Source organism: Rothia sp. P100, assembly GCF_023712425.1.
Lineage (GTDB): Bacteria > Actinomycetota > Actinomycetes > Actinomycetales > Micrococcaceae > Rothia > Rothia endophytica.
Genome location: NZ_JAMAYG010000003.1, coordinates 313,580 through 338,288 on the forward strand (window position 1 = coordinate 313,580; position 24,709 = coordinate 338,288).

Sequence of the window (24,709 nt, forward strand, 5' to 3'; positions counted from 1 at the left end):
GAGACGGTGTGACTACTCAATGGTTGGGGCTGAAGCAGGGAGAGCCTAGATGAAGACGCACTGGGCATCTCTCTTTAGTGCAGGTAGCGGCGTACCCAGTGACCCAGCTGGCTGTAGGCGTCCGACCGGACGGCCGGGGGTGAGAGGAAAATATCGTGCACCGCCCCTTCAATCACCAGGCTGGTAACCTGCCTACCCAGCACCGGAGCCCACCGACGAATGTGTTGCACGTTGAGCACCGCGTCGAAGTCATGTTTCTGAGTGCGCGTCTTCATGCGCCCCGACCGTGCTGAACTCATCACAAGCACCGGCACACGCACGTCCAGACCGCGGTGGAGCTGACGCTGCGCCCGGCGGATGGCCGCCAACCAGCCAGCGTAAATAGGTGGGAAGTCAAAGGTCTTCCAGGTCTCGTCAAAGCTCCACTCCCCACCAAATTTTTGGTGCAGGCTCTCAGCGGCCGGATCATTTTTAGCCGGTTGGACGATGGCCCGCGGCTTAACGCGCGCCAGGGCAGAAACCCCGGCGGTCAGTGCCACTCGGACTAGCGGCGGGTCAAAGTGATCCAGCCACGGTGAATTGAGAATCAGAGCGGTCAACTCAGCAGGCTGGGTGCGGCGCGCCCAGAGGGGAGCAATGAGGCCGCCGGTGGAGTGCGCCATCAGCACCACCTTCCGATGCCCGTCCCGCCCGGCGATGAGTTGCCAGGCACGGTTGATCTCTAGGTCGTAGTCAGCTAGGTCTTCGGTGTAGTAAAAAGTTTGACCATCGGTGTGAGAACGCCCGTATTTTCGGAGGTCAAGGGCGTAGAAATCGTACCCCTGGGCTGCCCACCAGTCGCCGAGTTCGCGCTGAAAGAAGTAGTCCACGAAGCCGTGGAGGTAGAGCACAGCACCTCGGGGCTTGCCGTCGGTAGCCGAGGCTACAGTGTTCTCAGCGGGACGACGCACTAGGGTTGCGGTGAGGGCCCCTTCGGCGTCAGCACCCAAATCTAGGGTTTCTCGGGTGTAGGGGGAGCCTAGGATATCTTCGGTCATATCACCACTCTACTATCGGGGCACCTTGAGTTTCATCGGCACACCCCTCGTCATCACCACATGGAACCCAGACTGCCCAAAAATCGGCGCCGGTAACGTATGCTTTTTTCAACTACCTTTTGAGGCCCGTATCACCCCGTCGGGCTTTCCCCTTACCTCTTGAAAGGCCACCACCATGACCTACACCGTAAGTGACTACCTGCTTGATCGCCTGAATGAGCTGGGCCTGCGCGACCTTTTTGGCGTACCTGGCGACTTTAACCTGCAGTTCCTGGACCATGTGATTGAGCATGAGGGTATCGTATGGGTGGGCAATGCTAACGAGCTAAATGCTGGTTATGCAGCGGATGGTTATGCACGTGTGAACGGCATCGGTGCCCTGGTCACTACCTACGGTGTGGGTGAGCTTTCTGCTATCAATGCCACCGCTGGTTCTTACGCTGAGCAGGTGCCGGTTCTGCACATTGTGGGCGCTCCTTCTAAGGACGCCCAGGCAGCGCACCTGACCATGCACCATACCCTGGGAGATGGGGATTTCACCCACTTCATTCGTATGGCATCTGAGGTTTCCTGCACGGTGGCTGACCTAGAGCATGCCACCGCCGTCAGCGAGATTGATCGTGTGCTACGCGAGATGATGATCCATAAGCGTCCCGGCTACATCCTTTTGGCTACCGATGTGGCGCGCGTGGAGGTTGATCCCCCTGCGGCGCCGCTGAATGTTCCTGCTAAGCTTTCCTCCCCCGGTGCCCGCGAATCCTTCCGCAAAGATCTCACCACCTTACTTGCCGGCAAGAAAACCACCGTACTGGCTGACCTTTTGGTGCACCGCATGGGCGCACAGAGCAACCTGACCGAGATGCTGGACGCCACCGGCCTACCCTACGCCACCCTCATGTGGGGTAAGACCCTAGTCGATGAGTCCAAGCCCGAGTTCGCTGGCATCTACGCCGGGGTGGTCTCTAACGAGCGCACCAAAAAGGCTGTGGAGGACGCTGAGATTCTCATTTGCGCCGGTGTTACCTTTACCGACACCACCACCGCCGGGTTCTCACAGAACCTTCCAGAGCACACCGTCTTCCTGGACGCTCAGACTGCCCGCCTTGGCCGCAAAACCTACGCACCTCTCACCCTGGATACCTCCCTGGATATCGTGCGGGAAGTTGCCCTTGAAGTCGGCGCCCTGCCCCAGGACCTGCTGCCCTGGGAGGAAGAAGACCATGCTGACATCGATATGGACGCCCCTCTCACCCAGGACGTTCTCTGGTCGCTGCTCTCCCGCGAGCTAACACCCGGCAATATTGTGGTGGCAGACCAGGGCACCTCATTCTTCGGTATGGCATCACGCCGCTTCCCAGAACGCTCCATGTTCATCGGTCAGCCCCTGTGGGGCTCTATTGGCTACACCCTGCCCGCCATGATGGGCGCCGCTATTGCTGATAGGGACGCCCGCGGCGTGCTGCTGATCGGTGACGGTTCAGCACAGCTGACCATCCAAGAGTTGGGCACCATGCTGGAGCAGAAAATTAACCCCGTGGTTGTGCTCATCAACAACGATGGCTACACGGTAGAGCGCGCCATCCACGGCGCCGCCCAGCCCTACAACGATATCCGCACCTACAACTGGCAGCTGCTCCCCGCCGCCCTGGGTGCCCGTGAGGACGAAGTGCTGATGTTGCGCGTCAACACTGCCACCGAGCTGGTGAACGCTGCCCGCCTTACCCAGCAGACCCGTGACCGCCTGGTCTTTATGGAAATCATGATGGATAAGGACGACGTGCCCGCCCTGCTCGCGGACGTCGCCTCAGCCCTGACCCGCGCTAATTCCTAGCGGTGATCTACCTACGGCCGGAGCCCCTGCCGCAGAGGCCTTACTCGTACCCGAATTTATCAGGTCTTCCCAAGATGGGCCCATAAAACACCCTGGGCCTCATCTCAGCTAGAGATGAGACCCAGGGCTGCTTATGTAACTAGGGGCTAGGCCACGTAGTAGAGACGCTTGTTGACGAACTCATCCATGCCGTAGGGGCCCAGCTCACGGCCGTAGCCAGAGCGCTTGACGCCGCCAAAGGGAATCTCGGCACCTTCACCCGCAGGGGTATTTACGTTAGCCATACCCACCTCAAGCTGGCGGGCAACAGCAGCTGCGCGGGCTTCATCCTGACTAAAGACTGCACCACCCAGGCCGTACTGGGAATCGTTGGCAAGGGCGATCGCCTCTTCTTCGCTAGCTACCTTGTAGACAGTAGCTACCGGGCCAAAGAGCTCCTCGTAGTATATTTCTGATCCAACCGGAACATTAGTGAGTACGGCGGGGCTGATGTAGGAAGATGCCTCATCGAGTAGCTGCCCACCGGCGTGTAGGGTTGCCCCTGCCTCGACGGCGCGGTCCAGCTGCTTTTTCAGACCCTCAGCGGCAGTGCGGGATGAGAGCGGGGTGAAGGTTCCTTCACCAGCTTCTTCAGGTTTGGCGGGCTTCATGCCCTCTGCCAGAGTCACCAGGTGCGCCACGAAGTCCTCGTAGATGTCTTCCATGATGATCATGCGCTTGTTGGAATTACAAGCCTGACCGGTGTTGTACATACGGGTGCCCCATGCCAGCTCAGCGGCAGCTTTCACGTCATCGGTATCTAGCACGATGTAGGGGTCCGAGCCACCCAGCTCCAGCACAGCCTTCTTGAGGTTCTTACCCGCGATGGCAGCAACGGCTGCACCGGCACGTTCTGAACCGGTCAATGAAACGCCCTGCAGGTGCTTGTGCTCGATGACCTTCTCAATCTGCTCATGGGTCGCGAAGACGGTGTTGTAAACGCCCTCGGGCAGACCGGCGTCCTCCATAATCTGCTGGATAGCCAGGGCAGAGCGGGGGCAAATTTCGGCGTGCTTGAGCACGATGGTGTTACCCAACATGAGGTTGGGGGCAGCAAAGCGGGCCACCTGATAGTAGGGGAAGTTCCAAGGCATGATGCCCAGCAGAACGCCCAGTGGCAGACGCTGGATGTGCGCGGTTCCGCCTTCGCTGGGAATTTTTTCATCGGCAGCAAAGCGGGGGCCGTTGGTAGCGTAGTAGTCGAAGATAGCGCTGCTAAATTCAACCTCTTCTACACCTTCAGAGAGGGGCTTGCCCATTTCGGTGGAGATAATCTGCGCCAGCTCATCCTTGCGCTCTTCAAACAGCTCGGCGATACGGTGCACAACCTTGGCACGTTCTTCAATGGGGGTCGCTCGCCAGCTGATAAAAGCTGCGTGGGCGGTATCCACGGCTTCTAGCGCCTGGGCGTCGGTGGTGCTCTCGAAAGTTTCTTCAACCTTGCCGGTGACAGGGTTTTCTACACGATAGTTAGGGGTAGACACGGTGCTCACTCCTTACAGTGGGGTGGTCTTAGTGGAGGTTAGCCAGCGACAGCGCGGATTTCTTCAATGAAGATATCCAGTGCCTGATTCAGCAGGTCATCGCTGATGGTCAGAGGAGGTAGCAGGCGCACTACGTTGCCGTAGGTGCCGCAGGTAAGAATGAGGACGCCGCGCTCAGCGCAGGCGGCAGCAATCTGCTTGGCTGCGGTGGGGTGGGGGGTCTTTGAGTCGGAGTCAGACACAAATTCCACGGCGAACATGGCTCCGCGCCCGCGGATTTCACCCACGACGTCCAGCTCTTCTACGAGGGAGCCCAGCTTTTCGCGGGCGGTTTCTTCGATATGGCGGGCACGGGCTGATAGATCCCATTCCTCCATGGTTTCGATGGTAGCCAAGGCAGCGGCGCAGGCAACAGGGTTACCGCCGTAAGTTCCGCCCAGACCACCGGGCTGAACCTTATCGAAGAGTTCAGCGCGGCCAGTAACAGCTGACAGCGGCATACCGCCGGCAATGCCCTTAGCGGTGGTAATCAGGTCAGGTTCAATACCCTCATGGTCGGAGGCAAACCAGCTGCCGGTGCGGCAGAAACCTGCCTGAACTTCGTCCGCAATAAAGACGATGCCCTTTTCGCGGGCCCAGGTAACCAGCTCGGGCAGGAAACCCTCAGCGGGCACAATGAAGCCACCTTCACCCTGTATGGGTTCAATCAGAATAGCGGCAACGTAGTCAGCACCGATCTGCTTCTCAATCATTTCGATGACGCGGTTAGCTGCCTCTTTGCCGCCCAGCTCGCCGTCACGGTAGGGGTAGCTCATGGGTGCGCGGTAGACCTCGGGGGCAAAGGGGCCAAAACCCTGCTTGTAGGGGGCAGCCTTAGCGGTCAGTGCCATGGTCAGGTTGGTGCGGCCGTGGTAGGCATGATCGAAGACCACCACCGCGTTGCGGCCGGTAGCGGCGCGGGCAATCTTCACGGCGTTCTCAACGGCCTCAGCGCCGGAGTTGAAGAGCACGCTGCGCTTGTCAAAGTCACCGGGGGTCAGCTCGTTGAGCTTTTCAGCCACGGCAACATAGCCCTCGTAGGGGGTCACCATGAAGCAGGTGTGGGTGAAGTGGGTGGCGGCTTCCTGAACAGCAGCGACAACCTTGGGGGCTGATGCGCCCACGGAGGTTACAGCAATACCTGAGCCAAGGTCGGCAAAGGAGTTGCCATCAACATCCACAATCACACCGCCGTCTGCATCTGCTGCGTAGACGGGCAGGGTGGAGGCGACACCGCCGGGTACGTTAGCGGTGCGGCGAGCTGCTAGTTCTTCGGAGCGGGGGCCGGGAACGGCACCTTTGAGGCGGATTTCCTGGGGCAGGCGGTAGGTGATGTCAGACATTTTTCTCTCAAAGATTAGGAGTGGACGGGGGCGAGACGGTGCCCGGACGCCGGGGTGCGGCCCCCGGGCGCCGTCAGAGGTTAGATGTGTAGCCTAGTAGGCGTAGGGGTCGCGCAGGCCGATGTACTGCACCGAGGAATATTCAGCGATACCTTCAGCTCCACCTTCGCGACCCATTCCGGACTGCTTGATACCGCCAAAGGGTGCTGCGGCGTTAGAGATAACTCCGGCATTGAAGCCCACCAGACCGAAGTCCAGGTGGTCGCTGGCACGGTAGAGACGGTCAATGTTCTCGGTGAAGACATAGCTCGCCAGGCCGTATTCGGTGTCGTTGGCGAGTTCGTAAGCTTCGTACTCGTCACTGAAAGTGAAGATGGGAGCTACGGGACCGAAGATTTCTTCGCGGGCCACGCGGGCATCGGCAGGGACATCCACCAGCACGGTGGGCTGGTAGAAGTAGCCCTCCCCCTCACCGCGGGCGCCACCAGTCAGGGCGCGGGCGCCCTTAGCCAGGGCGTCCTCAACCAGTTCAGCTACTGAGTCCTGAGCTTTCTGCTCAATCAGCGGGCCGCAGGTGGTGCCTTCGTCCAGGCCGTTGCCCAGTTTGAGATCTGCCATGGCGGCAGCGAACTTGGTGGAGAATTCTTCTGCTACAGATTCGTGCACGAAGAAGCGGTTGGCAGCGGTGCAGGCCTCACCCATGTTGCGCATCTTGGCGGCCATGGCACCGGAGACTGCCTGCTCCATGTTGGCGTCTTCAAAGACGATGAAGGGGGCGTTGCCACCTAGCTCCATGGAGGTCCGCAGTACCTTCTCGCTAGCCTTAGCCAGCAGCTGCTGGCCCACGGGGGTGGAGCCAGTAAAGGAGACCTTGCGCAGGCGGTCATCGCTCATCAGTGGCTCTGAGATAGCCGAAGCTGACTTAGAGGACACCACGTTGAGGACGCCTGCGGGCAGGCCGGCGTCCATGAGGGTCTGGGCGAAATACTGGCTAGTTAGCGGGGTCAGGCGCGCGGGCTTGAGGACCATGGTGCAGCCGGCAGCGATAGCGGGAGCAACCTTGCGGGTGCCCATAGCCAGTGGGAAGTTCCAGGGGGTGATCAGCAGGCAGGGGCCAACCGGCTTGTGGCGGGTAATCATGCGCAGGGTACCCTCGGGCATGTTCAAGGTGCGGCCGTAGTGGCGGGGGGTTTCTTCAGAGAACCAGCGCAGGAACTCAGCACCGTATTTGACCTCGCCCAACGCCTCGGCGAAGGGCTTGCCCATTTCCAGGGTCATGAGGGTGGCGAACTCATCTGCACGTTCGGTGACCAGTTCAAAAGCGCGGCGCAGAATCTCGGCGCGTTCACGCGGAGGGGTGGCTACCCAGCCGTGCTCCCCTGCGCCCTTTTCAGCTGCGCAGGCGGCGTCCAGGGCGGCCACTGCGTCCTCTTCGGTGGCGGACGCCAGGGTCGCGATAATCTCACCGGTGGCGGGGTTTTCAACATCGAAGGTTTCACCGTTGGAGGACTCCCGCCACTCACCGTTAATCAGTAGACCTGTGGGCACCTTTGCCAGCAGCTCTTGAACGTTGACAGCCATAATGTGCACTTCTTTCTCTTCATTGAAAATATGTCCTGGGTCTATGCGACCGCTCATGTTTATTTAGTTTACGCGCCTAGGCTGGCATGTTCCCAGGGTTACACCTCGGGCAGGTCAATCATGTGCTCGACATCCATGGGCACCTTACCGGCAAAGAAGTCCGGGCGCTTGATGCGCTGGTAGATCATGGCGATGACTCCCAAAACCAGCAGAACTAGAGACAGAATGAAGACCAGCCCCACACCACCAATTTCTGAGCCTGAACCATAGGCAGGGTCCATGGAGTCAAAGAACGTCTGTGCGAAGAAGACAACCAGAATCAGACCGCCCAGCAGGGGGAAGATGAACTTATTAAAGAGAGCCTTCACCCCCGATGATAGGGAGGTTTTGCGGAAGTACCAGACGCAGGCGAAAGCGGTGATGCCGTAGTAGAGGCAGACCATGAGGCTGAGGGCTGAAATGGTATCCCAGAGCACCGAGGTGGAAATAAAGCGCATGACTACATAGAAGACGGTAGCAATCAGACAAGAGACGATGGTGGCGTAGCTGGGTGCCTGATACTTAGGGGAAAGGCTAGCGAATTTGGGGCTCAGCGCCTTGTAGTAGCCCATAGCCAGCAGGGTTCGTGCCGGGGACACTGCGGTGGACTGCAGGGAAGCCAGGGCAGCCACGAGCACCGCGAAGGACATAAGAATGCCAAAGGCACCCAGGACCGGTCCAGAGAGAGCAGCGAAGATATTTTCCTGGTTGTCAGGGTTCCCCAGGCCCAAACCGGTTTCACCAGTACCAGCAAAGGCCAGGGTGGATACCGACAGGAAAAGGTAGAGCACCACAATAGTCAGGATGGTACCGACAGCGGCGTGCCCACTGGTGGTGTGCTTACCTTCTGTTTCCTCGTTCATGGTCAGCACGGCGTCCCACCCCCAGTAGAGGAAGAAGACCAGGGACATACCCGCTGCCAGGGTTGAGAAGGAATCGATACCAAAAGGGTTGAACCATTCAAGGCTAAAGCTGAGGTTGGCGAAGCCGGTGCCGGTGCTTGCCTTGTAGAAAGCAACGGCAGAGAAAACGGCGAGGACGGCCAGCTGGAAGATGATGAAGACGGTTTGGATTTTCTGGGTGGCGTCCAGACCGCGGTAGGTGATGTAGCAACCGAAAGCCATGAAGGCGATGAAGGTGGCGATATTGATGAGGTTGTTGCCAGCAAGGTCAGCGACGCCCGGGTTAGAGAGGACCTGCGAGAGGGCCAGGTAAAAGAAGTCTACGGCGATACCCGCTAGGTTGGAGAGCACCAGGATGGTGGCGACCAGCAGGGCCCAGCCACCCATCCAGCCGGCGTAGGGGCCGAAAGCTTTGGTGGTCCAGGTGAAGGTGGTCCCGGCGTCGGGCATGGCGGCGTTGAGCTCGCGATAGCCGATGGCAACCAGCAGCATAGGAATGAAGCCGATGAGGAACATGGCTGGCATGTAGAGGCCAGCTTCTGCGGCGACGGGCCCTAACGCACCGGAGAGTGAGTACGCGGGGGCTACCACCGAGATACCGATAATCATGGAGCTGAAGAGGGTGACCTTACCCGAAGAGAGGCCCTTTTTGTTAGCTGCCCCGGTGTCTACTGCGCCGTGGGGGTTGGTTGATGCGGTCACCGGGGCGCTGCCCGCTGGTACCGGGTTCTGAGGGGTCTGAGACATCGCCCTTCCTTTCACTACCACCGTTGGCAGATGAGACTAAAAGTCAACTAAACGAATGTTGTTCGTTTAGTTAGCCAGATTACAACCTCGTATACGATTTGTGAAGTCTCGTGGCGTTTTTTCTTAGGATGAAAGAGCGGAGCGTCTATTTCCAGTCACTATAGGCAGCTAAAGCCTCCTGGCGAGAAAGCTTAAGATCGACCAAGGGAGACGGGTAATCTGGCGCTAGCACCCCATACCCTTGCTCGGCGCCTCGATGGATTTCTACAGCACTAAGGTGGGCCAGCTCAGGTACCCAGCGCTTGATATACCGAGCTTCTTCATCGAATTTCTTTCCCTGCGTTACGGGATTAAAGATTCTGAAATAGGGTGCGGCGTCCGCCCCTGACCCTGCGACCCACTGCCAATTAGCCGGGTTTGAGGCAAGATCAGCATCCACGAGAGTATCCCAGAACCATTTTTCTCCCAGCTTCCAATCCAGCAGCAGGTTCTTGGTGAGATAAGAAGCAACCACCATACGTACCCGATTGTGCATATAGCCGGTTTCCCAGAGTTCGCGCATTCCCGCATCCACCAGGGGGACGCCAGTAAGCCCCCGGCACCAGGCGTGGAACAGTTCTTTATTTTCTGGGTTATCAGCCTTGCCCCAAGGAAAGTGTGACCACTCAGCACGGAACTCTTTTTCGTGCAGCTCAGGATTGTGAAAGGCCAGGTGCCAGCAAAACTCCCGCCAGCCTACTTCGGTTGCAAACCGAGTGGCATCAGTGGTCATCACCGAGATTGAACGCCCCACACGATATAAAACGGTCGCGGGGCTTATTTCACCAAACCGTAGATGGGGTGAAAGAAAGCTGGTGGAGGGAGCGGCAGGAAAATCCCTTTCTCTGGCATATCCTTCAAGATTCCCGTCCACAAACTCATTGCAGGCAGCTAATGCTCCCTTCTCACCGGGTGTCCAGCGTTGTTTCAACCCTCCAGACCAGTCTGGGCGGGTAGGCAGAAGATCCAACTCTTCGAGGGAAAGGAGGGCGGCGCATTGCTTCCTGACCTCCTGAGATAGGGCCGCAGGATTCTGCGTAAGAGGTTCAGGGGCGCCATAGGGTTCCCTAAAGCCCTGAGCCGATATGGCCTTCCAGAAAGGAGTAAAGACCTTATAAAAATCACCGGACGCCGGCGAAACCTCCCACGGTTCATGCAGGAGATGGCCGGCATAGCTATGCGCTTCTATTCCTTGACTTTTAGCCCAGGTTTTGAGGGCGGCGTCGGCCGAGCGCTCAGGCAGGGTGTAGCGGCGGCTCCAGTGGAGATGGGTGATACCCAGTGGGGCGCTCAAGCTGGCAACGCTAGCCGTTCCCTGACCTCGGGCGAAGAAGAGGGGGATCCCCAGGTTTTCCAGTGATTCTTGTAATTCCGCTAGAGAGTGATGTAGCCACCAGCGACTTGCCCCGCCCAGCGGGCGTATCCCTTCCGTCTCCTCATCAAAGACGTAGAGGGCAAGCACTGTCGTATCTGGGTGGCGGTGCGCGAAGTCGGTTGCAGCACGTAGGGCACGGTGATCGTGAGTTCTTAGATCTTCACGGAAAAGAAGCAGGTGCACACGGGTAGTCATATCCTCACTCTTTACTGAGAACCTGATAGTGATGCAGCCTGACGTCCGGACGCTAGAGCCCCTTGGATGGATGCTTGATTGAAGTCACCGGCGACTGCCAGCTTCCCGGTAGGAGACCAGGCTGAGCGACCCGTCATGATGGGAAGGGCAGGAGAGACGCGGTGGCAGGTGAGCAAACGCCACGTATCACCTTCGCATCCAAACATTCGCTGAACACGCTGGGCGACCACCTCAGCTTCCAGGTCTGAAGAACCCACAACGCTGGCCTGTATGAGGTGTTGCCCTGCCGGTGCGTAGGATGGGCACACGTTGGACACGACAGCGGCATGGTTAATGAGAGGGTTGTCTGAGCAGTCAAGGTGCAAATAAGTAGATGCGGTAGGACGCTGGTCTGCAGCGAACCACCAGGTTGTCAGGTCCCCCGTAGCCGGCACCTCAGAATCGAGAAGATAAGCGCTCTCCAGCGGGCCACCTGCAACAATTACCCGATCAGCATGCAAATCTTTTCCATCAGAACGGCGCAGGAGTACCTGTTGATCCTCCTCGATAATTTCAACGATTTCTGTTGAGTAGCGGATGGTGACCCCGTCAAGATCAGCCATCTGGTAGGCAATAGCCTCCATCCCCTGAGCGGGAAGGGAGGGTGAGCCTTTGAGGAAGTAATAGATGAGTTTCCGGCCAAATTCTGGGGTGCATTCCAGGGATGAATCAGCGGTCACCGCGGCGAGGAAGGTACGAGCACCTCGTTCAAGGGAGGCGCTGAAACCGGCCCGCTCAAGAGCCTGGTCGAAGGTTGTTGATTCGCGGTCTTTCAGCAGGGAGTAGACCGCACGGGCGTCCGTTACAGAACACTCACGCAGCAGCGAGGGCAAAGCCAGCGGGTGACGGGTGGGGTCGCTGAGCGTGAACTGCCTGTCATCTTCGCAGATCACTGCACCGCGACTGAAAGCATGCAGGTCAAGGGCAGGAAGGTTAAGAGATTTCTTAGCCTCGGGGTACTGAGGGTTAAGGAGCTGAAAGCCGATATCGCAGGTAAAACCATCGATGTGATCAGTGGCAATTCTGCCGCCGGGCTTAGAGTTTTTCTCAAGAACGGTGACGCTCTGACCAGATTGAGCGAGATAACGAGCGGAGTTTAGGCCTGCTATTCCAGCCCCTACGATAACGGTGTGCATTGATGGCACCTTCCTGTAGCTCAGTAATTCTTTACAGCTTACGTGAGACAACCCTCCTTTTTAACGTTCAGAGTAAGGCTAGAAGGTGCACCTACTGGGGGACAGGGCCCAGAGCAGCAGAGAGGGAGCATGCAGAGGCTACCACCGAGATACCGATCATCATGGAGCTGAAGAGGGTCAGCCTACCCGAAGAGAGAAAGTGCGGGGCCTAGCCGCAATAGCGCGCGGCCGCTAAATTATTTGCCCACCACCGGGATTGAGCCTGTCCACGGCTGCTGAGATGAGCCGCGGCGTCCGGGTGAGTAGTCACGCGGCACCACAACCAGCGGAATGGGCAGGTGGGTAAGAATCTTGGCAGTGTTGGAGCTCAAGAAGAGTTCACCGCGCTGACTCAGCTTAGAAGAACCCGCCATGAGCACGGACTGAGGTGACCAGTGAACCGACTGCACGGCGTCTGGCACAGTGGCCCCGTGCCCCACAGTAACGCTGAGTAGCTCAGGTTTTTCAAGGGTGACCGAGGACTGCTTAATGAGCTCTCGCACCCCCGCCTCAGCCTCACTGGCGGCAGCCGCGGAGTCTGCACCCTCAATGAGGGAAACTAGCCGCACCTTCAGGCCGGTGCGGTTGGCAGTCGCTATCGCCTCTTCCACCAAAGAGATTGAGTCAATCTCGGGGGAAACAGCGCAGTCGATCTGCTCGATGTCAGCGTCAGAGGCGAAGTTTCGCGGCGCTAAGATGACGGGGGTGCGGGATCGGTGCAGCAGGGCATTACCGGCGGCACCGATGGAGTGGAAGAGCCAGCCACCCGTCCTTGCGCCGCCCACGACGATTGCCCCGGCGTCAGTGGCTTCGGCAAACTCCATCAGACCGGCGGCAGTTGATTCCGCCTGACGCAGGTGAAAACGTGCCGTGAGGTCGGTGGGCACGAGGTACTGGGCATCTTCGAGCCAGCCTACCGCCTGTTCCCGCAGGATACTGCCAAAGTTGCTGCGTGGGGCAGCGAGGTGCGGGTTCTCATTTTTGAGCACGTAGACCACATCGAGCTGCGCCCCCAGGGAGCGTGCGAGCACGACGCCCAGGTTAAGGGCATCACGGCCGCGGTCGGTGGGTGAGTAGCCAACAACGTAACGCATACGGTGGGCTCCTTCCAGGTTCTAAGAGTTATTCAAAAGGTGACTCGGAGGAGCAAGCTCATCACCTGCCTGCTGGCTGGGGGCTGGCGTGAATTGCCTTGTGAGCTTGCGAACCAGGTAAGAGGGTCAGCAGACAGGTTAGGGGGCTCGCGGGGACCGGTAAGCACCTTTTAAATAAGCCTAGGAGTATTTACAATTTTTCGCTGAGCTGCTTTGCTACTTGCTGGCCCATGCGTACGGCGCCGTCCACATGCTGGTAGCCTTCACCGGCGATATCTGAGCAGGCCCAGTGTATGGGCCCTACGGGGTCATGCTGGTACTGACCCCAGCGGGAGAGGCCACCAAGGTCATAGGAAGCGGCGTAGGCACCACGGGTCCACTCTTCAGCTCCCCAGTCAGAGAGGTAGAAGGCAACCGGGTTCTTGGCTTCTTCACCGATGAGCTCAGCCATTGCATCCAGGATAGCGGTTTTGCGTTCTTCTTCTGAGAGGGTGAACATGAGGTCAGCTTTCTCATCCGAGATGAAGCCGACCAGGGTTCCGCGGGTTTCTTCTTCGCCGGTAGCGGGGTCGTAGTTGGTGTTGTCGTAGATTTCCTGCACCAGGTTTTCGCAGGCAAAGCAGGTGCCTGAAAGCCCACGGTCGCGCCAGAAGGGGCGGTCATAGACAGCGTGTACTTTGATGACCAGGCCCAGGGACTGGTGCTGGTGCATCTGGTGCTGACGGCGATCCAGCGAGGGCACGAAGGAAACGCGGGAGTAGAGGTTGGGCGGTACTGCCATGATGGCGTACTGAGCGCGCACCTTCACGCCGCCCTCGGGGTTGGCTACGCCGTCCTCGCTGAAGTCTTCTGCTTCAGCCAGTACGGGGTAGTCGCCTTCTTCTTGCCAGCGTAGTACGCGCACGGGGTGGCCAAGCACGATGTTATCGTCACCGATTTTTTCTGCCAGCCCCAGGGAGACTTTCTGCATACCGCCGAGTACGCGCTTGTCGAGGATGAAGTCTTCGTCGACCAGGTGAGAGAAGGAACCGGCAGATGAGGACATCAACAGAGCCTGGAGGAGTGAGAAGGCGTGCTCGGGCTTGGTGAGCATGGCGCCAGCGATGAAGAGGGAGATGTTATTGCGGGCTTCGTCGTTATCAGTCTGGGTTTTGAGCCATTCACGGAAGCTGATGGCGTCATATTCTTTGGCGCGGGGGTGTTCCCAGGGGGCGGCAGGGTCTACTTCTGCGGTGAGTTTGTCCATGAGTCCGATGAGGCGTTGCATTTCTGCGGTGGTGGCTTCATCGACGGGGAAGGTGTCGCCGTTGTACTGGATGACGTCGCCGGCAAGGTTCTTATAGATAGAGTCACCTTCGCGGTAGCGGTCGAAGGTGGTGAGGCCGAGTTCTTTCACCAGGGCTGCGAGTTCGGTTTGGTCAGGGGATATCCACTGGCCACCGATTTCAATGAAGGCGCCATCGATATCGCCGTTCCAGGTGCGGCCGCCTACGCGGTGGCGGGCTTCGAGGACGGCAACGGAGTGGCCTGCCTGTTGGAGGCGGTAGGCGGCGGTGAGGCCGGCGGGGCCGGCGCCAATAATGACGACGTCGCGGGTGATTTCCTGAGGAGCCATGGGGAGCCTTTCCTTGGGTGGTTCGACACTGAACCGCTGATAAACGAATGTCGTTCGTTTTAGGGTATCTCACATCACTATAAATGTGAAGTGTTGAGTCATAGCACGGCGAAATTATTTTTTCTTATACGGTGGTAGATATGACCGGCACCAGAATGACCAGAAACCGCACCGCAGGTAGGCCCACCGCCTCCCTTATCACGGCCCAAAAGATCACTCTGGCCGCACAGGAATTACTGTCCAAAAACGGTGACTTTACCATGTCTCAGCTGGCCAAGAAGCTGGGGGTCGCCCCGTCCTCGCTTTACAACCACGTGGCTTCGCGCGATGAAGTACTAGCAGGGCTGTCAGACCACATCGCTCAGGGTATTAGTACCCACGAATTGCAGGAAGCCGCCGCCCGCGTTAGGGCAAGTGACCTAACGGCGAGAGTAGCACGGAACCTCTGGGTAGAAGCGACCGCAAGCTGGGCACGATCTTATCGCACCGCCTTTTCCCTCTCTCCCGCCCTGGTAACAACGCTGGCAGTCACCCCGGTACGCAACGCCCCGGGCACTCTGGGCATGTATGAACAGGTCACCAGCGCTTTTGTTGCCTTTGGATTCACTCCGCGAGATGCCCTACTCACAGTAGAGGCGCTCGAAGCTTTCTTGCTAGGTTCCGCCACAGACGTTCACGCCCCCATCGATATCTTTGATCCGGGGCAGCGCGCAAGCAGTCACCCCACCATGGCAGAGGGGTTTGCAGAACTGGGCAACACACCCCAAGATGAGGCTTTTGAACTGGGGCTGGCAGCCCTACTGGCCGGGTTGAGCACCAGACTCCCCTAGCCACCCTGTTCACACCCCCTGCTTTGACACGCGCAAAAAATCTTCGACTATATAGACAAACAAACTAGACAGACTAACTAGTTAATGTAACTATATAGATATGACCGCAACACTATACCCCGCAGACTGGCTCCGAGGCCTCCTCACCACCTGCGTCCTCAAAACCCTAGAGAAGGGCCCCACCTACGGCTACGCCATCATCACCCAACTAGCAGAAGCCGGGCTGGGCGATATCAAAGGTGGCACCCTCTACCCCCTGCTCAACCGGCTAGAAAATCGCGGGCTGGTTGAGGTGCAGTGGCGCGAAGGGGACGGCGGGCCTGGCCGCAAATACTTCTTCCTGACGGACGCCGGCACCCAAGAACTCGCCACCCTCACCGTCACTTGGCAGACCTTCTCCACCACCGTCACCACCCACCTGACTCACTAAGGAAATAGCTATGAAAACTCCACTGGATACCTTTATCGCCACCCACAAGAGCTGGGTGAATCCCTTCATCGTGGAACTACGCCTAGACAACGTACCCGGCAGCGCTATTGGTGACGCCCTTGAAACCGTCCACGCTCACTGCGCTGATAGCGGCGAGACCCCGCACGAGGCCTTCGGTGACCCCAAGGACTATGCGCACTCACTAGGTCTGGCAGGGGCACCCGACTCCACCCTGCTGCCGATCATCATCACCTCGGCGGTGAGTCTTGCCGCCTTCTTCATCTTCTCTGCCGCTTTCAAAGCCTGGGCACGCTCGGAGGATTTCGCAATCAATGACGTCTCGCTGGTGGCAATAGTTGGTGCGCTGGTAGCAACTGTGGCAGCTATTTCCACCATGCGCTGGTGGGCAGAAAAACCGCTACGTTTCAGCATTTTTGCGATCGCTGCTGCAGGCTTCGCCGTATTGGGAGCCCTCGCCGCTAGCATGGACCGGCCAGCACTACTGAGTCTGCCCAGCTTAGGCGTCACCATGATCGCAGCGGTGATATTGGTGGGGACCGCGGTCTTTGCTACTGCCCGCGAGCTCCGCTCCTCCGATACTGACCCATTAATCAGCCCCTTTGAGAGTCCTGAGGCCCTGGACCGCAAGTCGCGCAACAGCCGTCTCCTCATGCTTCTCGGCATCTGGATGCTCCCCCTAGTTGCCCTACTGGATGCCACCTTCACCCTCATCCTGCTGAGCTAGGCCCCCACCCTCACAAAGATAGAAGCCCCTGCCGCACCACCCTAGGTTTAGTTGATGCGGCAGGGGCTCGCCCTTTGATTTTCTTCCGTTAGGCTACTGCCAGACGGGGGTATCTATATCCACTCCGTGGATGACAGCGTTGGCGTTGATAGCTGCGCTGATCCAGGCAGCTAGGCCAGTGGAGCGCTGGTTGTAGTGGGCGGTGAAGCGCGGGTCGCTCACATAGGTCATGCCAATGAGAACCTGCTGGTTATAGGAGCAGTCAAAGTAGTCCTGCATAAGGCTAAGATGCTCTTCGGCCAGCTTGTTGGCCTCGTCAGACCCAGGGGCAACCTCGCCTGCGAGCGCCCGAGCACAGGCCTGTTCAAAGGCGTCCATGCGGTCAGAAACCCGCATCCAGTCGTGGTCGGTAAAGCCGGCAACTCGCTGGGCTGACTGCTGGTAGGCATCAGTGCTGCCGTAGGCAGCTTCTGCCTCGTCACGGTGCTGGGCGTGACTAGCTTTGGCGCGGTCAGCCGCGCTCATGGTTTTTTTCATGGTGTGAACCTCAATCATTGTCTGCACCGAGTCCAGCACGGACTGTAGGTGCTCCTGTTTTTCTTGCAGAAGGTCCCGTTGGCTGAAGAGTTCTTCAATGGGCGCGGTGCCGCTGGCTAAAATCTGCTGAATTTTTTCCAGCGGGAATTCGAGCGCCCGGTAGACAAGAATCGTGTGAAGTTTATCGATATCGTCCGCTGAGTAGAGCCGGTAACCGCTGGTCGAGCGCTGGCTGGGGGCCAGCAGCCCGACGCTCTCGTAGTGGTGTAGCGTACGGACGCTCACCCCTACTAGCCGGGCAACTTCGCCTACGGTCAAAAAATCTGGATGCATGTTTTCCTCCTGCTAGTTACCAGGCTAGGTGCTCACGCGGCGTGAGGGTCAAGCGCTACTTCCTACCAATATTTACTTTAGATTTAAGAGAGCTACCTCCACCCACCCTGAACACCTGAGAAACCGGCGGCGCACTGTAGGCTGGTGGGGTAGGTTTTATCTTCTTTAAGGAGCGCTCGTGGCAAAAATTAATGACACTATCGGCTCAACACCGCTTGAGGTATTTGTGCCTGCTGCCGGTGATAACCCTGCTGACCCGCAGGACGTCGCCCGCAACACTTTCTTTGAGCAGGCGCAAGAGCTTCTTGACGCCGGGCTAGAAATCGCCGTCTATTCCACCGATTCCTACCCTTCAGCATTTACTGACTGCCCACAGGTTGCCGACCAGATTGTCATGAACGGGTGGGAAGTTCTACCCATTGTGTTGGTAGAAGGCCAAGTTAAAGTGTCTTTCAACTACCCTTCAGTAGAACAGATGCGGCGCTTTTCCCACTTTGCAGAGGTTAAGCAGCCTAAGGTATCAGCGGCAGCCGCGGCTTGTGGCCCTGTAGGTGAGGGTGCCGATGCCCCCACTCTGCCCACTCCGGAACCTGCTGGTTTTGCTGCCGTCCTAGCTGGTGTCACCGAGAAGCCGGCAGGCGGGCCAGATATCGGTCACCGCCTTAACCTCATGGGTGGCGATTTTGGCGATGGAATCCCCAGCGACGGTTCATCTGTAGCAGTCAAGGGCGATACTCAGTCATCTGTCTCTATCACCCAGGCGATGATGGGTGTGGGTAACGGTGGCGGTTGCTGTGGCGGCTCCTGCGGGTGTGGTTCTTCGTAGTTTTTAGCGCCTGCCTGCAGGCAGGTTAGGTTTTCGTTTTTTCCAAGGGAGTTGTCATGATTGGTGCACGTATAGAGCACAAGGATGAGTTTTTTATTGCGGGTTTCCGCGAGACTGTTCAGCAGGGTGCTGGCATGGGTGAGCTGTGGAAAAAGCTGACCGACCACGCTACGGCGCGTGGGGTGACGATGCCCGAGGTGCATTCCATGGGCGTCATTGTGGGCATGAACGCCAGCGGCCAGTTCGATTATATGGCGGGCATTCTGGTGGAGAACCTTGAGACTGCTCAGGCTCTGGGGCTCAACGCGCTGAAGGTGGACGGCGGGGAGTTCGCTGTAACCAACGTTGAAGGCCCGGTGCCCATGAGCATCATGGCAGGCGTGGATCACCTGATGGGCACCTTCTTACCCAAGGCTGGTTTCAAGCCTAACGGCCCGGTGTTTGAGGCCTACGGCCCCGGTGACCCCTCAGCCGCTGACTACCAGATGCAGGTTTGGGTGCCGGTCAAGGCAGCCTAGCGCAAAATCGCGTATAGAGACCAAAGATTAAGACGCCGGTGGGCAAGCTACATAAGCTGCCCACCGGCGTCCTTTCATACCAGGGGTTAGCTGACAGGGGCGCACAGGGGTTTCTGTACTACGCTTATGCGCCTTCAGACTTTTTAGCGCGTGATATTTCCGTAGCTTTGCCTGCGGCAAGAGCAACAGTGCCGGTCAGCACCCCGCCCCAAACGGTGTCCACCAGGGCGATGCTCAAGGGGAATCGATCAAGCACAGCAGCGTTGGTGAGGCCGAAAGTTCCCCAGGCAATGACGCCCAGCACCGCACCATCGCGCAGGCGAGCAAGGTGGGTGCGGGTTTCGTCGCCGGGGCGGACTGGTCCCTGCCAGGTGCACGGTGTAAAAGAGAGCAGCAGGTAGCACGTTAACGCTATCCGCCATGAGGTGGGGGATTTTGCTCTCGTAGATTTTAAGGGCTGCGCCACCAATCCAGGCGGCGTCCACAACTCCGGCGGTAACGGCGCCGGCGCCCAGGGCTTTTAGCCACTGTGAAGTAAGTTTTTTGCGTGACATGGAACTTCCTTCTTGGGTGCTTGAACTGGTTTGTAAGGGCCTGTGAGAGCATCTCGCAGTCCCAGTTAAGATTGACTACACGCCTGTCATTATCGTTGCACGCTAGGGCGGTTATAGATTCACTGATAATCCCTCTATTCCAGAATGAGATACCGGTGCGCTATTTTCCCCCGGCGGGTGATCAACAAAGGACGCCGGCAGGAGGCTCACTGAGCCACCGGCCGGCGTCCTTTTATCTCAAGGGTTAGCTGACGGCGCCGCGCAGGGTACGCAGGGCTACCTGCAGTACAGCCAAGCGGGGTCGGCCATCAGCAGCAGGGGCTGTCTGCTTAATTTCTTCCAGCATTGAATCTACGTGGCTGATACGCACGGGATGGGCGGTAATCCAGCGTTCCAAGGCCTCATCGCCCCCCTCTTCACCGGCAACGATTCCCTCGCCAGACTCCTGCAACACCTTGAGTGCAAGGGATGCAGCAATTTCATAGAGATCATCGCGCAGGGAAGATCGCGCCAGGGTCTCCCAGCGGTCATTGCGCGGCAGTTTAGAAATCATGGTCAGCAGGTGATCCACCGCGAACCGGTCGTAGACCGAGTAGTAGACGCGGGCAACCAGTTCGGCATCTAGCCCGTGAGCCTCTGCGGTACGCACTACGTCCATGAGAGCAAAAGCCTCAAATTCGCGGATCCAGTTGACCGTCAGCTCCTCGGGCAGACCCCACTCTTCTGCCTGGTTGCGCAGGGCACGCACACGGGCGCGAGTGTCATCAGCAAAGTAGTTGGGTAGCTCAGGCAGCAGCTCAGCGACCGGGCGGAAACGTTCGATCATTGCGGCGATGGGGGTGCCCACAACCACTGACCGCTCGGCAGCGAACCAGCGCACCAGGCGGTCTAGTACACGCTGCCAATCCCGGATGACTGACTGCCAAGCATCCAGGGGAATATTCGCAGGAAGGTCGCGGTGCAACTTTGCGGACTTGCCAACATTAAAAGTTTCACGTGAAACGTAGAAGGCACGCGCTACCGCATCGACACCCACACCGGTTTCTTCAATTGCGCGGAAAACGTGGGTAATACCGGCAAGATCTACAATTTCGTTGGCAACGCGGGTGCAGATGATCTGCTTGCGCAACGGGTGGGTTTCTAGGTGCTGACCGAAACGCTCCACCAGGGCAGGCGGGAAGTAGTCGGTCAGGACGCAAGCAAGGTAGGGGTCATCGGCAATATTGGTGGCCTCTAGTTGCTCGGTTAAGTGAATCTTCACGTAGGCTGCCAGCACGGACAGCTCTGGGCCGTTGAGGGTTTCCTGAGTCGCTTCGTAGCGCTCACGGATGGTCTCATCGGTGGGCAGGAACTCCACCTCGCGGTTAAGCCCGGCATTCTTTTCCAGGTCGTGCATGAGGCGGATGTAGCCCTCAACCCCGGGAATGACCCCGTGACGCTCAGCCTGCAGCAGCACGTTCTGGCGGCGGTTGGTCTCCAGTACCTGCGCCCCAACGTCCTCACGCTGAGCCTCAATAAAGCTGGCACGTTCCTCGCCGGACAGCTCACCGTGAGCCACCAGGCGGTCCACCAGAATCTTGATGTTGACCTCGCGGTCAGAGGTTTCTACACCGGCGGAGTTATCAATGGCGTCGGTGTTGATGATGATACCCTTGCGAGCTGCCTCGATACGGCCTAGCTGGGTGAAGCCGAGGTTGCCACCTTCACCCACGATGCGGGCACGCAGGTCTGCGCCGTCCACGCGGATGGGGTCATTGGCTTTATCGCCTACTTCAGCATGAGTCTCGGTAGACCCCTTGACGTAGGTGCCGATGCCACCGTTGTAGAGCAGGTCTACGGGTGCCTTGAGGATGGCTGAGAGCAGCTCGGGCGGTGACATTTCGGTGACGCCCTCGTCTAGCCCCAGAACTTCACGTACCTGATCTGAAACGGGGATGGACTTGGCGCCACGGGAGTAGACGCCGCCGCCTTCTGAGATGAGCTCGGGGTTGTAGTCCTGCCAGGACGAGCGGGGTAACTTGTAGAGACGCACGCGCTCTTCAAAGGACGCCTCGGCGTCCGGGGCGGGGTCTAGGAAGATGTCGCGGTGGTCGAAGGCTGCCACTAGGCGGGTGGGGCGCGAGCGCATGAGGCCGTTGCCGAAGACGTCGCCACTCATGTCGCCAATACCAACGGCGGTAAACTCTTCGTGCTGGCAGTCAATGCCTAGCTCAGCGAAGTGACGCTTGACGGACTCCCAGGCGCCGCGGGCGGTAATGCCCATGGCCTTGTGGTCGTAGCCCACTGAGCCACCGGAGGCGAAGGCGTCGCCCAGCCAGAAGTCGTATTCGGCGCTGATGGCGTTGGCGGTATCCGAGAAGGAGGCGGTGCCCTTATCGGCTGCTACGACCAGGTAGTAGTCGTCTCCGTCGCGGGCCAGCACGCCTTCGGGGCGGACGACGGTTTCGGTGCCGTCAGCTGCTACCGAGAGGTTATCAGTGACATCCAGCAAAGAGCGGATGAAGACCTTATAGGATTCACGGCCCTCGTTGATCCAGGCGTCGCGGTCTAGGGCGGGGTTGGGTAGTTGCTTAGGGTAGAAGCCGCCCTTGGCGCCGGTCGGAATAATGACGGCATTCTTGACCATTTGCGCCTTAACCAGACCTAAGACCTCGGTGCGGAAGTCCTCGCGGCGGTCAGACCAGCGCAGACCACCGCGGGCTATGGAGCCGAAGCGTAGGTGGACGCCCTCAACCCGGCGGGAGTAAACGAAGATTTCGTAGAGGGGGCGGGGCAAAGGTGCGAAGTCGATCTGCTGGGGTGAGACCTTGAGCGCCAGGGAGTCACGGCCCATGTAGGCGTTGGTGCGCAGGGTGGCTGCCATGACAGTTGCCAGGGAGCGCATGAAGCGGTCAACGTCCAGGGTGGGAATGGCATCTAGCACCACTCCCAGCTGAGCCCAGACGTCCTCGCGGGCTTGCTCACGGGCGTCCTGGCTATCGAAATCGGCTGCGGGGTTGAAGCTGACATCAAAGTAGCGGGCCAGCAGGGCGGTTGCCTTGGGGTAGTCCAGTAAGGTGTCTGACATGAACTCGGCGGTGAAGCCGCGGCCCAGCTGCAGCAGGTAGTGGGTGTAGGCACGGAAGATACGAACCTGCTCCCACGACAGCTTTTCAGCCAGAATGAGACGGTCCAGGCTATCCGATTCGCGCTTGCCCAGCAGGTAGGCGTTCAGTGCGTCCTCGTAGAGGTCAGCTACCTCGTCGGGCACTACCCCCTCGGGCAGGGTGACGCCGAAGTCGTAGAGCAGGAAGGAGCGTCCATCAGCGGGGGTGATGTCGTAGGGCTTCTGATCCACCACGACCATGCCCATGTTCTGCATGACCGGCAACAGCTCGGTGAGGGTGTGGGCGTCAGAGAGGTAGGTCTTGAGGCGGGTTTCGCCGTCCCCCTCTGCACAACGCACAGCAGCCGGCTTGGTTTCGGTCAGGGACTCAAAAATCGCGATGTCCTCTACCGCGTTCTCCACTTCGTAGTCAGCGCGGTAGGTGCCAGGCACAGCTTCTGCCCAGTCGGACGCTGCGGCGCGGCCCAATGCCGGCTCCTGACCCTGCTGGGTGAAGGTATCTTCAACGGCAGCGGCGGTAGCCTCACCCCAGGAGCGGGTGGCTTCCTGCAGGCGACGTTCAATAGGGCGAACGTCCACCGTGGGTATCACGTTGGGATCGCTCAGGCGCAGACGGAAGAAAATGCGGGCCAGCGATGAAGTAGAGAGGTATACGTCAAAGTCTAGGCTCTCGATATCTAAGAATTCGTGGAAAACCTTTTCAAGACGCTGGCGTACCAGGGTGTTGTAGCGGTCGCGGGGTAGAAAGACGGTGGCGGACACGAAACGACCAAAGGCGTCGGGGCGCAGGAAGAGGCGGGTGGTGCGACGCTCTTCCAGACCCATGATGCCGCGGAAGGTTTCGGTTAGTTCATCAAGGTCAGCATGCAGGAGCTCCAAGCGGGGGTAGTCCTCGATGATGCCAGCCATAGTTTTATCAGAGTGAGATCCGGGTTGATAGCCCAGGTGGCGTCGCATAATGGCAATACGCTCACGCACGATGGGGGTTTCAACCGCCGGTAGAGCGTAGGCCTGGCGGGAGAAGAGGCCTAGGATGACGTACTCCCCCACGATGGCGCCAGAGCGGTCAAAGTCGCGCACCCCAATGTAATCCAGGTATTCGTGGCGGTGCACGGTGGAGCGAGAGTTAGCCTTGGTGACATAGAGGGGTTTGGGTTCGCGGGCGTTATGTAGCCCTAGCCCTGTGAGCACGGTGGGTTCATTGCCCTCCGTGGCAGCCAGGATGCCCAGGGCGCTACCCAGACGGTCGCTAAGCACCAGTTGGTCAGCGCGCTCTGAGAGGTCGCGCTCCTTGACGCCCATGAAGAGGAAGTTACCGCGGGTCAGCCAGCGCAAAAACTCCTGTACGGATTCCACACGGGTAGCGGGGTCGGTTTCTGAGTTCAATTCCCCGGTGTAATGCTCGGACCCACCCAGGGTCACTCCCGAGAGTTCGGTGAGACGGTCAGCGATATCGAGCACGCGGCTGGCCATGGCGTCACTGTCGCGGGAGGCACGGCGTACGTCCACTAATACTGCCTGGATTTCCTCTTCGAGGGTTGAGCCGGCTTCCTCATTGAGGCGGCTGGTAAGTTGCACTGCAATCCAGGATTCGATGATGGTTCCGCGCGAGTCACCCTTGTTCTGGTCGATCCGGGGCATAACGGCGGTATCGCCGCTGGCAACGGGCTGATCGAAGCCGGCGCCGGCCAGGCTGGTAATCTCTCCCTCGTCATTACGGGCTACCAAGAAGGTGGGGTGAATCAGACCCGAGATACCACCCCACTGGGCGGCAATTTGGGCGGTGATGGATGAAACCAGGAAGCTGGTGTCATCAACAACGACCAGCAGGGTGCTACCGGCATCGGTATTGTGCACGGTGACCAGTGCTTCGCCAGGCTGACGCTTAGCAGCAAGTTCGCGGTGGGTCTGTGCGAGGCTGGTCAGCTCCTCGCTGGTCATACCTTCTAATTCTTCAGCTGAGCTGTGGAGGTAGTAATCGTTAATCCAGCTTTCGGAGCCGGACCACTGGGGTGAACGAGTGTTCGTAAGCAAGGGGTTACCTTTCGCTGTCTTCTAATCACGTCTTTGTGACATCTGGACGCAACAGTGCGTGCCTCATCCTTAATAGTAGACCCCGCTTTAGGTTTGGTGAACTACAACACCACCCAGAAGGAGGGGTTTATCAAATGCCAGAAAGGGGCCCCCTCACCCTATGCACCCACCATATTTTGCCACAACAAGCCAGCCCTAACCTGTCTATTTAAAACAGGCACT

17 protein-coding genes and 1 pseudogene are annotated in these 24,709 nt (G+C 58.6%); 6 read left to right on the top strand and 12 right to left on the bottom strand.

Annotated features, from left to right (window positions below; all coding sequences use genetic code 11):
* Positions 1 to 74 precede the first annotated feature (74 nt).
* Positions 75 to 1,037 carry an alpha/beta hydrolase gene (locus M3668_RS08645; protein WP_251380437.1) on the bottom strand — a complete coding sequence of 321 codons (963 nt, stop codon included), beginning with the start codon at positions 1,035 to 1,037 and terminating at the stop codon, positions 75 to 77.
* A 175-nt stretch (positions 1,038 to 1,212) separates the two neighbouring features.
* On the opposite strand from M3668_RS08645, the gene M3668_RS08650 reads away from it, so the two are divergent.
* A complete protein-coding gene (locus tag M3668_RS08650; RefSeq protein ID WP_251380438.1) occupies positions 1,213 to 2,868 on the top strand; it encodes an alpha-keto acid decarboxylase family protein in 1,656 nt (551 codons plus the stop codon).
* 146 nt (positions 2,869 to 3,014) lie between these two features.
* Here M3668_RS08650 and M3668_RS08655 read toward each other — a convergent pair whose 3' ends face one another.
* The 8 genes from M3668_RS08655 to M3668_RS08690 all read right to left on the bottom strand — a co-directional run bounded on the left by M3668_RS08655 (position 3,015) and on the right by M3668_RS08690 (position 14,574).
* The gene (locus tag M3668_RS08655) at positions 3,015 to 4,391 is read right to left on the bottom strand and encodes an NAD-dependent succinate-semialdehyde dehydrogenase (RefSeq protein ID WP_251380439.1); all 1,377 of its coding nucleotides are present in this window, start codon (positions 4,389 to 4,391) and stop codon (positions 3,015 to 3,017) included.
* 38 nt (positions 4,392 to 4,429) lie between these two features.
* A complete protein-coding gene (gabT, locus tag M3668_RS08660; protein ID WP_251380440.1) occupies positions 4,430 to 5,773 on the bottom strand; it encodes a 4-aminobutyrate--2-oxoglutarate transaminase in 1,344 nt (447 codons plus the stop codon).
* A gap of 93 nt (positions 5,774 to 5,866) precedes the next feature.
* On the bottom strand, positions 5,867 to 7,354 hold the full coding sequence (locus M3668_RS08665) for an NAD-dependent succinate-semialdehyde dehydrogenase (protein WP_251380554.1): 1,488 nt from the start codon (positions 7,352 to 7,354) through the stop codon (positions 5,867 to 5,869).
* A gap of 98 nt (positions 7,355 to 7,452) precedes the next feature.
* Complete coding sequence (locus M3668_RS08670) at positions 7,453 to 9,042, bottom strand: APC family permease (RefSeq protein WP_251380441.1); 1,590 nt, start codon at positions 9,040 to 9,042, stop codon at positions 7,453 to 7,455.
* A 145-nt stretch (positions 9,043 to 9,187) separates the two neighbouring features.
* A complete protein-coding gene (locus tag M3668_RS08675; protein ID WP_251380442.1) occupies positions 9,188 to 10,651 on the bottom strand; it encodes a cryptochrome/photolyase family protein in 1,464 nt (487 codons plus the stop codon).
* 11 nt (positions 10,652 to 10,662) lie between these two features.
* Positions 10,663 to 11,826: an NAD(P)/FAD-dependent oxidoreductase gene (locus tag M3668_RS08680; RefSeq protein ID WP_251380443.1), complete on the bottom strand. Its 1,164-nt coding sequence runs from the start codon at positions 11,824 to 11,826 to the stop codon at positions 10,663 to 10,665.
* A 236-nt stretch (positions 11,827 to 12,062) separates the two neighbouring features.
* Positions 12,063 to 12,959, bottom strand: coding sequence for a universal stress protein (locus M3668_RS08685; protein WP_251380444.1), 897 nt, complete (start codon positions 12,957 to 12,959; stop codon positions 12,063 to 12,065).
* 190 nt (positions 12,960 to 13,149) lie between these two features.
* The gene (locus tag M3668_RS08690) at positions 13,150 to 14,574 is read right to left on the bottom strand and encodes a flavin monoamine oxidase family protein (protein ID WP_251380445.1); all 1,425 of its coding nucleotides are present in this window, start codon (positions 14,572 to 14,574) and stop codon (positions 13,150 to 13,152) included.
* Between the two features lie 140 nt (positions 14,575 to 14,714).
* On the opposite strand from M3668_RS08690, the gene M3668_RS08695 reads away from it, so the two are divergent.
* The 3 genes from M3668_RS08695 (at position 14,715) to M3668_RS08705 (ending at position 16,579) form a co-directional block, all read left to right on the top strand.
* On the top strand, positions 14,715 to 15,404 hold the full coding sequence (locus M3668_RS08695) for a TetR/AcrR family transcriptional regulator (protein WP_251380446.1): 690 nt from the start codon (positions 14,715 to 14,717) through the stop codon (positions 15,402 to 15,404).
* Positions 15,405 to 15,504: 100 nt separating this feature from the next.
* A complete protein-coding gene (locus M3668_RS08700; protein ID WP_251380447.1) occupies positions 15,505 to 15,834 on the top strand; it encodes a PadR family transcriptional regulator in 330 nt (109 codons plus the stop codon).
* A 10-nt stretch (positions 15,835 to 15,844) separates the two neighbouring features.
* Positions 15,845 to 16,579: a hypothetical protein gene (locus M3668_RS08705; protein ID WP_251380448.1), complete on the top strand. Its 735-nt coding sequence runs from the start codon at positions 15,845 to 15,847 to the stop codon at positions 16,577 to 16,579.
* Positions 16,580 to 16,672: 93 nt separating this feature from the next.
* Here M3668_RS08705 and M3668_RS08710 read toward each other — a convergent pair whose 3' ends face one another.
* A complete protein-coding gene (locus tag M3668_RS08710) occupies positions 16,673 to 17,449 on the bottom strand; it encodes a MerR family transcriptional regulator (protein WP_251380449.1) in 777 nt (258 codons plus the stop codon).
* A 178-nt stretch (positions 17,450 to 17,627) separates the two neighbouring features.
* On the opposite strand from M3668_RS08710, the gene M3668_RS08715 reads away from it, so the two are divergent.
* On the top strand, positions 17,628 to 18,275 hold the full coding sequence (locus M3668_RS08715; protein WP_251380450.1) for an arsenic metallochaperone ArsD family protein: 648 nt from the start codon (positions 17,628 to 17,630) through the stop codon (positions 18,273 to 18,275).
* A 56-nt stretch (positions 18,276 to 18,331) separates the two neighbouring features.
* Positions 18,332 to 18,793, top strand: a complete 462-nt coding sequence (locus tag M3668_RS08720) for a GyrI-like domain-containing protein (RefSeq protein ID WP_251380451.1) — start codon at positions 18,332 to 18,334, stop codon at positions 18,791 to 18,793.
* A 124-nt stretch (positions 18,794 to 18,917) separates the two neighbouring features.
* On the opposite strand, the pseudogene M3668_RS08725 reads toward M3668_RS08720, so the two are convergent.
* Together M3668_RS08725 and M3668_RS08730 are read right to left on the bottom strand one after the other, a co-directional pair.
* Positions 18,918 to 19,347: pseudogene (locus M3668_RS08725) on the bottom strand (DUF2177 family protein).
* A 244-nt stretch (positions 19,348 to 19,591) separates the two neighbouring features.
* Positions 19,592 to 24,487, bottom strand: a complete 4,896-nt coding sequence (locus M3668_RS08730) for an NAD-glutamate dehydrogenase (RefSeq protein WP_251380453.1) — start codon at positions 24,485 to 24,487, stop codon at positions 19,592 to 19,594.
* Positions 24,488 to 24,709 lie beyond the last annotated feature (222 nt).